This is a genomic window from Dietzia sp. Cai40 (assembly GCF_014145165.1).
GTDB classification, from domain to species: domain Bacteria; phylum Actinomycetota; class Actinomycetes; order Mycobacteriales; family Mycobacteriaceae; genus Dietzia; species Dietzia natronolimnaea.
Map to the genome: position 1 here is coordinate 1 of NZ_JAALEB010000327.1, position 10,063 is coordinate 10,063.

General features: G+C 69.7%; 10 protein-coding genes and 2 tRNA genes. 6 read left to right on the top strand and 6 right to left on the bottom strand.

The window, feature by feature from the left end:
* Together G6022_RS12525 and G6022_RS12530 are read right to left on the bottom strand one after the other, a co-directional pair.
* On the bottom strand, positions 1-185 hold a 185-nt coding region (locus G6022_RS12525; RefSeq protein ID WP_182691667.1), incomplete at its 3' end, for a hypothetical protein.
* Positions 186-238: 53 nt separating this feature from the next.
* A complete protein-coding gene (locus G6022_RS12530) occupies positions 239-1,159 on the bottom strand; it encodes a DMT family transporter (RefSeq protein WP_182639094.1) in 921 nt (306 codons plus the stop codon).
* 198 nt (positions 1,160-1,357) lie between these two features.
* Between G6022_RS12530 and G6022_RS12535 the strand changes: the two genes are divergently transcribed.
* Complete coding sequence (locus G6022_RS12535) at positions 1,358-1,702, top strand: helix-turn-helix transcriptional regulator (RefSeq protein ID WP_031265220.1); 345 nt, start codon at positions 1,358-1,360, stop codon at positions 1,700-1,702.
* Positions 1,702-2,691, top strand: coding sequence for a hypothetical protein (locus G6022_RS12540; RefSeq protein WP_182639096.1), 990 nt, complete (start codon positions 1,702-1,704; stop codon positions 2,689-2,691). Before G6022_RS12535 ends, G6022_RS12540 begins: the two co-directional genes overlap by 1 nt.
* Positions 2,692-2,762: 71 nt before the next feature.
* Here the strand turns inward: G6022_RS12540 and G6022_RS12545 are convergent.
* Positions 2,763-2,835, bottom strand: a tRNA-Arg gene (locus G6022_RS12545).
* 48 nt (positions 2,836-2,883) lie between these two features.
* Positions 2,884-2,975 (bottom strand) — tRNA-Ser (locus G6022_RS12550).
* Positions 2,976-3,080: 105 nt separating this feature from the next.
* On the opposite strand from G6022_RS12550, the gene G6022_RS12555 reads away from it, so the two are divergent.
* From G6022_RS12555 to G6022_RS12565, 3 genes are all read left to right on the top strand, one after another.
* Positions 3,081-4,139, top strand: coding sequence for a pyridoxal phosphate-dependent aminotransferase (locus G6022_RS12555; protein WP_182639098.1), 1,059 nt, complete (start codon positions 3,081-3,083; stop codon positions 4,137-4,139).
* A gap of 129 nt (positions 4,140-4,268) precedes the next feature.
* Positions 4,269-6,065: a 5'-nucleotidase C-terminal domain-containing protein gene (locus G6022_RS12560; RefSeq protein WP_182691669.1), complete on the top strand. Its 1,797-nt coding sequence runs from the start codon at positions 4,269-4,271 to the stop codon at positions 6,063-6,065.
* A 219-nt stretch (positions 6,066-6,284) separates the two neighbouring features.
* Positions 6,285-7,199 carry a prolyl oligopeptidase family serine peptidase gene (locus G6022_RS12565; protein ID WP_182639939.1) on the top strand — a complete coding sequence of 305 codons (915 nt, stop codon included), beginning with the start codon at positions 6,285-6,287 and terminating at the stop codon, positions 7,197-7,199.
* A gap of 29 nt (positions 7,200-7,228) precedes the next feature.
* Here G6022_RS12565 and G6022_RS12570 read toward each other — a convergent pair whose 3' ends face one another.
* Positions 7,229-8,500, bottom strand: a complete 1,272-nt coding sequence (locus tag G6022_RS12570) for a lipase family protein (RefSeq protein ID WP_182639940.1) — start codon at positions 8,498-8,500, stop codon at positions 7,229-7,231.
* Positions 8,501-8,595: 95 nt separating this feature from the next.
* On the opposite strand from G6022_RS12570, the gene G6022_RS12575 reads away from it, so the two are divergent.
* Complete coding sequence (locus tag G6022_RS12575) at positions 8,596-8,850, top strand: hypothetical protein (RefSeq protein ID WP_182639941.1); 255 nt, start codon at positions 8,596-8,598, stop codon at positions 8,848-8,850.
* A 303-nt stretch (positions 8,851-9,153) separates the two neighbouring features.
* Here the strand turns inward: G6022_RS12575 and G6022_RS17170 are convergent, their stop codons facing one another.
* Positions 9,154-10,023, bottom strand: coding sequence for an ATP-binding protein (locus tag G6022_RS17170; protein ID WP_347238179.1), 870 nt, complete (start codon positions 10,021-10,023; stop codon positions 9,154-9,156).
* Positions 10,024-10,063: the final 40 nt, after the last annotated feature.

The window sequence follows — 10,063 nt, forward strand, 5'->3', positions numbered from 1 at the left end:
CCGGGCGGCACGGGCTGGGTCGGCTGCACGGGCGGCACGGACTGGGTCGGCTGCACGGGCCGCGTCTGCCGACCGAGCGCCGCCAGCCCGCTCCGTACCTCCGCCACCTCGGCGGTGATCCGCCCGAGCCTCGCGTCGAGGTCGGCGAGCATGCGCTGGACGTGGTCGGGCTGTTCCGGGTTCACCCCTGAATAGTCTCCCGTCCGGGCCGCCCCGTCCACAGGCTCCCTGCCGAGCCCTACCGGCGGTCGCGCTGGGCCTGCGCCGCTGCCCGGGACCGCAGCACCAGGATCACGCCGACCGCGCTGACCGCCATACCGACCACCGCGAGAAGAGTGATCGGCACCCCGAACATCAGCCACACCCACACCATGGTGGTGGGCGGGGTGAGGTAGAGCAGGACGCTGGCCACCGTGGCGCCCCTGGTGCGGGTGACGAACACGTAGAGGACGTACCCGCAGAGCGTGGAGAGGAACACCAGCCAGGCCACCGCCACCCAGAACTCGGGCTCGGCCGGCACCGCGCCCTGCCCGGCCAGCAGCATCGCGGCGACCAGGGCCACCGCCGCGACGACCGACTGCATGGTGATGGACTGGAGCAGGGTCTCCGTGGGCCTGAGACGCTGGGTGAGGACCGTCCCCGTGGCCAGACTCAGCATCCCGGCCACCGGGAACAGGTAGGCCCACCACGGGGCGCTGCCGGCACCCAGGCCGCCCGAGACCACCACCACGACGCCCGCCATTCCGAGCAGCATGCCGATCCACATGACCGGTGTGGTCCGTTCCCCGAGGAACCTGCCCGCGACCGTCGCCACGAGTAATGGCTGCAGCGCCGCGATCAGCGCCGCCGTCCCGCCGTCGACGCCGCGGGCGACACCCTCGAAGATCATGAACAGGAACACGGCCTGACTGAACAGACCCAGCACCGCCTGCCGCGCCCACGCCCTCCGGTCGGTCAACCGCACCCGGAGCACGAGGCAGACCGAGAGCAGCAGGAGCCCGAGGATCGAGAACCGCCAGCCGAGCAGCTGCAGCGAGGTCTCACCGGTCCGGGTCCCGAGCTCCGCGCCGACATAGCCCGAACTCCACATGATCACCAGGGCCACCGACGCCAGATGGCCGGCGTTGCGGCGGAGCGCATCTCGAGCGGGCTGGGACATCGGCACAGCCTACGAAGCGGCCGGTCTCGTCGTCGTCGTACCGTCGGCCCCACCCCCGACCCCCGCGCACGACATCGGCCGCGGGGGCGACGGCGGGCTGGCATTCCCCCACGCCGACGATCACCGTTCCGGCCTCGAGCCGGGTGCCTGTGCGGCGCACTCTTCCCATACTGTGTGCCACACAGTACCGTGTGAGGCATGAGCGACGGAGTGGACGCGGTGCTGGGGACCCACCTGCAGGAGCTCCGGCGCGGCTCGGTGGTGCTGGCGAGCCTGCTGGCCTGCATGCGACCGCGCTACGGGTACGCCCTGCTCACCACGTTGGCCGAGGCCGGGATCTCGACCGAGGCCAACACCCTCTACCCACTGCTGCGCCGCCTGGAGGGTCAGGGGCTGCTCACCTCCACGTGGCGGACGGAGGAACCCCGACCCCGCAAGTACTACGAGACCACCGCGCTCGGTGCCCAGACCGCCGAGCTGCTCCACTCCGAATGGCAGGCGCTGGGCGCCTCCTACACCGATCTGCGGAAGGCGGAGACGTGATGTCCACACTGACCGATCGCTACATCGCCGAGGTGGTCCGGCGGCTGCCGGACAGCACGAGCGACGACATCTCCGCCGAGATCGCCGCGACCATCGACGACATGGTCGCGGCCGAGCTCGACCGGCACGGCGACGGCGCCGCGGCTCCCGACCCCGACTCGATCGAGCGCGCCGTGCTCGGTCGGCTCGGTGACCCCGCCGCGCTGGCGCGTCGCTACTCGGGCGCACGGCACTACCTCATCGGGCCCGAGGTCTACCCGGCGTGGCTGCGTGTCCTGCGCTGGCTCATGCCGATCGTCGGCGCCCTGGCAGCACTCACGAGCGCGATCGTCTACGTGGTGACGGCCCCGCAGGCCGAACTGGGCGGCCTCATCGGTGAGGTCGTCAGCGGGGTGGTGTCCGCCCTGCTGTGGGCGTTCGCGGCCTGGACCCTGCTCGTGGTGATCGTCGAGCGGACCACGCCCGAGGGGGGCCGCAACCCCTTCACCACGTCGACCGCGTGGGACCCGTCGGAACTCGACCATCCGCGGGTCCGGCCGGACACCCGCATCGACGCGATCGTCTCGTTGAACCTCCTCGCGCTGCTCGCCGCCGTGCCCTTCGTGCCGTCGACGTTCCTCTACATCGGACACCTCAACGGCGGCGAGACGGTGGTGAACCCGGACATCCCCACCGTCTGGCTCGCGGGCTACCTGGCCCTGATCGGGGCGCTGGCGCTGGTGCAGATCCGGCGCCTGGCCCGCCCGGGGAGGTCCCGGCGGCGACTGGCCGTCGAGGTGGTCACCGACGTCGTGTTCGGCGCCTTCCTCACGGTCCTGGTCCTGACCCAGGAGTCGGTGATCCACCCCGACCTCGTCTCGGCCGACGGGGACGAGCTGCCGGCCGCGGCGATCCGATGGAGTGTCGTCGCGACCGTCTGGGTGATCGTGATCTGGGACCAGGTCGAGACCCTCCGGGCGCATCGGCGGGACACGGCCGCGACCCGGTGAGTCGTGGGCGGGGGGACGAACGACGAACGCCCCCGTCCGCGTGGACGAGGGCGTTGCCGGTACCGCTGCTGTGCGCCCGAAGGGACTCGAACCCCTAACCTCTTGATCCGTAGTCAAGTGCTCTATCCATTGAGCTACGGGCGCATTATTCATCTGTCGTGCCAGTTCAACCGGTCACCCGGTGCTCCGGCATGGCGGAGGCGAGAGGATTTGAACCTCCGGTCCCCTTTAAGGAGGACAACTCATTAGCAGTGAGTCCCATTCGGCCGCTCTGGCACGCCTCCTGGAGGCTCTGCTGAGCCAACGAGGGATAACAGTACACACCGGTCGGCGCGGTGCGCAAAACGGCCGGACACCCCGGCGTCATCCGGTGGTCCTACTCTGTACGCATGTCCCCCGACGTGCGCAGCGACCTCGACGCCATCCCCTCCTACGTCCCCGGCGCCACCGTCCCGGGAGCGGTAAAACTGGCCTCCAACGAGACCACCGCGGGACCGCTGCCGAGCGTGGCGGCCGCCATCGTGGACGCCGCGGCCGGGGTGAACCGCTACCCGGACATCACCGCCGGAGCGCTGGTGTCCCGGTTGGCGGAGTTCCTCGGGATCCCGTCGCGCAACATCACCGCGGGCTGCGGCTCGGTGGCGCTGTGCCAGCAGCTCGTCCAGGCGGTGTGCGCACCCGGGGACGAGGTCCTCTACGGCTGGAGATCGTTCGAGGCCTACCCCATCATCGCGCGCATCGCGCACGCCGTCCCCGTCCCGGTCCCGAACCGGGCCGACGGCACCCTGGACCTCGAGGCGATCGCCGACGCCGTGACCGACCGGACCCGGCTGATCTTCGTCTGCACCCCCAACAACCCCACCGGGCCGGCGGTCTCCCACGCCGAGCTCACCGCGTTCCTCGACCGCGTTCCGGAGCGGGTCACGGTGGCGCTGGACGAGGCGTACTACGAGTACCTCCGATCCGACGACCCGGTCGACGGCGTGGCCGAGTCCATGGCCAGGCCCAACGTCGTGGCTCTGCGCACGTTCTCCAAGGCGTACGGCCTGGCGGGGCTGCGCGTGGGCTACCTGACCGGGCCGGCGGACCTGATCACATCGGTGGGGAAGATGGTCGTCCCCTTCTCCGTGAGCTCGCTCGCCCAGGCCGCGGGGATCGCCTGCCTCGACGCGGGCGACGAACTCCGCGCCCGCACGGACGCCGTGGTGGCCGAACGCACCAGGGTCCGGGACGCGCTGATCGATCTCGGCCATGCCGTGCCGGAGAGCCAGGCCAACTTCGTGTGGCTGCCGCTCGGTGACGCCGCGGCCGAATTCGACTCGCACTGCCGCGGCCACCTCGTCGTCACCAGGTGCTTCGCCGGCCACGGGGTGCGGGTGACGATCGGCGACCCGGTCGAGAACGACCGCCTCCTGGACGCCGCACGCGCTTTTGTGACCGGAACGTGACTGTTCCGGCGGGCTCCCGTGACCTCACACCGGCACAGTGGGCAAGGTTCGCGTGCGCAGAGCGGTGCTCCCGCTGGTGATCACGCGTGCCCGCGACGGATCGACACCGAAGGACATCGAAGGAGCCGGATGAGACAGCAGAGTTCATGGGACGACATGAACTCCTCGCTGGTCGGCACCCGCGTATGGTCCGGCTCACCATCCCCGGCGGACCACCACGGACCGGGCTCCCCCTCGCTCCGCCGGACCGCGATCGTCACGCTGGTGATCGTGGCCATCGGCGCCCTGGTCCTCACCCTCGCCGCCACCCCGCTCGCCGGTGCCCGCACCGGCGAGTCCGGCCGACCCTGGACGCCCTCGGAGGAGACGCAGTCGGTGCGCATCCTCGGCATCGGCGAGTTCTCCGGTGCGTTGACCCGGCCGGTGGGGTTCCAGGGCCAGCTCCGGGACGGCTCGGGAAACGTTCGGCCGGCGGGCGGTGGGGCCCACCTGGCCGCCACGGTGGGCAAGCTGCGCGACCAGGCCGGTGACGCGATGCTGCTGGCCACCGGTGACTCGATCGGTGGGACCGCTCCGGAGGCGGCGCTGCTGGGCGACCGGCCGACGATCGAGTTCTTCAACCGTCTCGGCGTGGACGGCGCCGGAGTCGGGAGGCGCGAGCTCGAGAAGGGGGCCGACCACGTCCGCTCCCTGGTCCGTCCGGGGTGCCGCACCGAGCAGGACTGCCGGGTGGACCCGCCCCTGCCACCGTTCCGCGGCGCGGCCTTCCCGTTCCTGGCCTCCAACGTCGTCCCCTCCCCCGACGCGGCTCCCACCTTCCCGTTCGCGATCCACCGCATCGGCGACGTCCGCGTGGGGGTCGTGGCCGTCACCCTCCCCTCCGACAGCGCCCCGGAGACGACGACCCGGCTCGCCGACCCGGTCAAGGCGGTCAACGAGACCGTGGAGGCGCTGCAGTTCCTCGGCGTGGAGGCGATCGTGGGCCTGGTGCAGTCCACCACCGTGCACGGCAACCTCGACCCCGGCGCCTGCCCCGACGAACTCACCGAGCTGGACCTGGTCAAGCGCCTGGACCCCGCCGTCGACGCGCTGATCGTCGGCGCCTCGGGCGGTCCCGCGACCTGCCGGGTGCGGGACGCGGAGAACGACGAGCGGGTGGTGGTGGCGCCCGCGTCCCACGGTCGGTCGGTCACCGTCGTCGACCTCGCCGTCGACCCCGCCACCGGCGACGTGATCCGCCCGCAGACCTCGGCGTTCAACCAGACGGTGAACCTCGACATCGAACCCGACCCCGGCACCGAGGAGCTCGTGCGCCAGGCCGGTGCCGCCGCCGCACCGGCGGCCCGCACCCCCCTGGGCTCCGCCACCGAGACGATCCCCCGGCGGATGGACGCCAACGGGGAGTCCCCCCTGGCGGACGTCATCGCCGACTGCCAGCTCCACGCCACGCGGGGCCGTGGCGCACAGCTCGCGCTGTCCAACCCGGACTCGCTGCGCACGGACCTGCCGCAGGGCCCCCTGGACTACGCGACCCTGCACACCGTGCAGCCCTACGGCGACCGCCTCTACCTGGTGACCGTGACCGGCGAGGAGCTCCAGGCGGCGTTCGACCACTTCGCCGACGACATCGGCGACAACGGCCCGGCGGTCTCGTCCAACGTGAGCTACACCGTGGATGCCCGTCGACCGGTCGGTGCCAGGGTCACCGAACTCCGCGTCGACGACGAACCGGTCGATCCGGCCCGCGAGTACACCGTCGTGGTCAACGAGTTCATCGCCTCACCGGAGTTCAACGGTTCGCCCCTCGCCGAGCGCGGGGATCGCCGTGAGGCCGGCCTCACGGACATCGACGCCCTGCTCCGGTACGTGGAGGACGAGGGCCCGCTGAGCGCCCCGGAGCCCGGACGGGTCCGGGTCGTCCGGTAGCGACCACCTCCCACACCGGGGGCCTCCTTAGTAATATCGCGTCGTGCATTCTAAGATGGATTTCATTACCCGATCCGGGCCCCCCACCGGACCGACGCGATCGGCTGACGCATCCAGCACAAGCCGGTCCACCCTCGACCTGAACTCTTCCTGAGAAAATGGGTGCCCATGCCACAGCGACGACGTTGGTCACCGCCGATGAGAGCCGCGCGGATCAGCATGGGTCTGACCACGGTCCTGGCGGTGGGGTCCGCATGTGTCTCCACCGGCGCGGCGCCGGTCGTGGTGACCGACCCGGGTGCCCCGGCGAGGCTCGACGAGGTGACCGTCCAGCGGTTCGAGTACCCCACGCACGACGCCCCGGATCCGGAGCAGAACTGGGCTGACCTCTACCTCCCGGCCGGGGAACAGCGGGTCGACTCGATCCCCCTGGCGGTCCTCATCCACGGCGGGGCGTGGCAGGACCAGATCGGGGCCGACTCCTTCGATCCGCTCGCCCGCAAGCTCGCCAGCCGCGGCATGGCCGTCTACAACATCGAATACCGACGCGTGGGGTCGGGCGGCGGATGGCCGACCACCTTCCACGACGTCGCGAGCGCACTGGACCATGTGGTCGAGGTGGACAAGAGGTTCCCGCAGATCACCACCGACGACGAGCTGGTGGTGGGACACAGCGCGGGAGCCCAACTCGCCGTGTGGGGCGGCACCCGACACCTGCTGGACGACGACGAGGTCGGCGCGAAGCCCGAGTTCCGCCCGACGCGGGTGGTCTCGATCGCCGGCCCCCTGGACATGGTCTACGCGGCCACCCACGGCGACGACAGGATCGTCACGGCGATGGGTGGCACCCCGTCGGAGGTCTCGGGGAGGTACGCGAAGGTCGACCCCATCCAGAACATCGACCCCGGCACACCGGTGGTCGCGATGCACGGGGCCCGCGATGTGACCGTGGCGCCCGAGAACTCCCAGCGGTACGTGGACGCGGTCACCCGGGCCGGCGGGAAGGCCAAGATGATCCTGTTCAACGACGAGGACCACGTCTCGCTCGTGTCCGGGGACTCCCGCGCCTACCCCCGGGTGCTCGAGATCATCCGCCACGTGTCGGCGGCGAACCTGCACGAGACGACCGCCTGACCGCGATCCCGCGGGCGGCGGACCGGCGGTCAGGCCCCCTGACAGTTGGAGGCGGGGGCGACGCCGGCGAACCGGTCGGTGAGGAACTGGGCTGTCTGCGCCTGGAATGGCACGAAGGCCTCGGAGTGGCCGAGGCGGTCGTACTGCGCGTAGGTGACGGCGACCCCGCGGGTGCAGTACTCGTGCGCCAGGCCTGCGACGTCCGCGGTCACCATGACCGAGTCGCCGATCCCGTCGACGTTGCCCACGGCGAGCAGCATCGGAACCCGTGGCGTGCCCGTCGTGCCCATCACGTTGTCCCCGATCGCACTCACCACCGCCGGGATGTCCAGAAGGGACGTGTACGGGGCGCGGACCATCTGGGCATCGGTGAGTCCGGGGTAGTCGGCGGCGAAGGCGTTGATGCACTGAGAGCTGACCGTCTCGACGAGCTGTCGGCCGTAGTCCGACAGGAAGCTGACCGTGTCCAGTCCGTACGCGCGCTGATAGGACACGACCAGCGCGGGGATGACCCCAGCCCACGAAGTGCTCCCGCTCACGTACGGGAGGTTGTGAGCCACGTTCACCGGGAGCCCTCCGGCGGCCGCGCCGACGATATTGAGTTCGGGCGCGTAGGTCGGCGCCATCTCGGCGCCCCACTGGGTGGGGACGGACCCGCCGGAGTATCCGACCAGTCCGACCGGGGTCGAGGCGGGTAGTCCGAGGTGGTCGATGGTCGCGCGGACCCCGTCCAGGGCGGCGTAGGCGGACTGGCGCCCGATCGTCCACTCCAGGTCGGGACCCTCGTAGTCGGGGACGACGACGGTGTAACCGGCCGCGAGGTACCCGGCGATCACCCCCTGTTCCGCGATCCCCGCCTGGCTGGGCGTTCCGTTCCCGGTCAGGGTGTAGGAGGGGTCGCATTCGGAGCCCAGGGCGTCGTAGGCCATGTGGTAGGAGATCAGCCTGGCGGGCCCCGGGACCAGCGGTCTGAGGATCGTCGCGACGGTGGCGCTCGGGCCGCCCGCCTGGTCGGTCGTCCGGTAGAGCACCTGGGTGCTGGTGAGCGGGGTGGCGCGTTCGAGCGAACCGTAGGACATCGATCTGCTCTCGATCACCGTCCCCGGCGCGAGATCGGCGATCGGCCCGTCGGGAGTGTAGAACGGGTCGGCGGACGGGAGCGGCACGGGCGGCGGGGCGGCGGACTGAGCCGCCGCGGATCCCACCCCGGCGACGAGACCCGCGCAGAACAACAGCAGGAGGGCGAGGGCGCACGCGGCACCCCGACGCGTCTGACGGATGGCGGTCCTGGTCCCGGTCATGGCGCACTCCCGGCGTCTCGTCGCGCTCGACGGATGGTGCGGTGGGGACCGGGTCGCCGGTCGACAGCGGTGGACGGACCCGCACGCTCACTACGATGCTGTCGCAGATCATCCCAGCAGCACACGCGGTTTGTAAACAGGTCGTTATGCGCCCGGTCCGCATCGTCGCGATCACCGGCGTGACCCCGATGCGTGTCCGCACTCAGCAGTCGAGCTCGTTGAGCAGATCGACCGCCGCGCGCGTAGTCGCCGATCCACCGGTCGTGGATACGCTTGATCGGCAGCGGCGCGAGCGACAGGTGTCGCTCGCGACCGGTCCTGCTTCCCGTCACCAGGTCAGGGCCCGCTAGAGCACACGGGCACCGGTTCACCAGCAGTGTCGCGGCGAACTTCACCGCCAGAGGCCTATGACCCTGGATCGAGTTCTGGTGTCTGGGCGGGTGACCGCAGGTCGCGCCGGCAGTATGCCGCGAGCGCGCTACCCCCGGTTGGCCGTCATCACCACCTCGGCCGGGTTGGGGACGACTCCGACGTCGGGAACCAACTTGGCCTGGCGCGTACCGGGTACCGCGCGCGGTTGCGCGCCAGCAGTTACATCTGAAAAGGATCAGCGCTGGTCAGCACGCTGAAGGGCCCGGGCGGGCAGCTACCCACTAAAGGGATGACGCCCGCTTCGCCCAAAACGGCACGTACTGCATGTGCCGCCTGCCAGCGTCGGGGTCATGGGGAGCGATGACCCCGGCATCTAGCGCATCACGGATGTACGAAGACGCAGTTGAGGACTCCCTGTCCCCAAGGCCGAAGCGCTCACGAACTGACGAGTTGACCGCTCGTTCACCGCTCACGTATCTCAGGCAGGCGTGAAGGTAGACGGCGCGCACCCGTTCCTCGCGGTCCATCGACCGTGGGTCCTTATGGGCGTAGAGAACGACTGTCGTGTGGTTCTCATCGACCCGGATCAAAGGCGCTGGCAACTGATGAAACTCAATCTCGGCTGCGATCCGATCCCAGCCACTGCCTCGTTCCTCACAAATATGGCACCGTCGCATCATCGATGCGAGCTTCTCATTTCTCGACCTCGGCGCGGCATCGACGAAACGAGCGGGGTCAATAAGGGGCGTTCCAGGATTCGTTATTTCCAGACGATCATCGTAAAGTTCAATCATCGGGCCGGCACCGCCGATAGAGAAGTCCTGATGAACCAACGCATTGGCAACGAGCTCACGTATCACAGTAGGAGGAAACATGCTCACTTCGGTGCGCAACGCTTTTCCAATTACTTCGTTCGCTGGCAATAGGCTATCAATATACGAAACCAGACCTTCGAAACCGCACGCGTACCCCCGTGCCCCCAGTTGTTCGCGTTCGGCAGTCAGTTTATTCTTGCCGCGGTACTTCACAACCCGAGCCGCCTTACGCTCAAGAGTCGGGTAATCAGTCAGCGCATTCGAGAAAAGCAGAGCTCCGAGGTTGGTGACGGCATACCGCCCCGTGGGTTCTTGCTCGAGGATCTTACTACCCACCAGACCTGACTTCCACAAGTTGACGCTGTTCTAGGGATCC

Bases quoted from the DNA above. Each gene is read 5' to 3' on its own strand.
- G6022_RS12530 (WP_182639094.1), bottom strand. From the start codon at position 1,159: ATGTCCCAGCCCGCTCGAGATGCGCTCCGCCGCAACGCCGGCCATCTG.
- G6022_RS12535 (WP_031265220.1), top strand. From the start codon at position 1,358: ATGAGCGACGGAGTGGACGCGGTGCTGGGGACCCACCTGCAGGAGCTC.
- G6022_RS12540 (WP_182639096.1), top strand. From the start codon at position 1,702: ATGTCCACACTGACCGATCGCTACATCGCCGAGGTGGTCCGGCGGCTG.
- G6022_RS12555 (WP_182639098.1), top strand. From the start codon at position 3,081: ATGTCCCCCGACGTGCGCAGCGACCTCGACGCCATCCCCTCCTACGTC.
- G6022_RS12560 (WP_182691669.1), top strand. From the start codon at position 4,269: ATGAGACAGCAGAGTTCATGGGACGACATGAACTCCTCGCTGGTCGGC.
- G6022_RS12565 (WP_182639939.1), top strand. From the start codon at position 6,285: ATGGGTCTGACCACGGTCCTGGCGGTGGGGTCCGCATGTGTCTCCACC.
- G6022_RS12570 (WP_182639940.1), bottom strand. From the start codon at position 8,500: ATGACCGGGACCAGGACCGCCATCCGTCAGACGCGTCGGGGTGCCGCG.
- G6022_RS12575 (WP_182639941.1), top strand. From the start codon at position 8,596: ATGCTGTCGCAGATCATCCCAGCAGCACACGCGGTTTGTAAACAGGTC.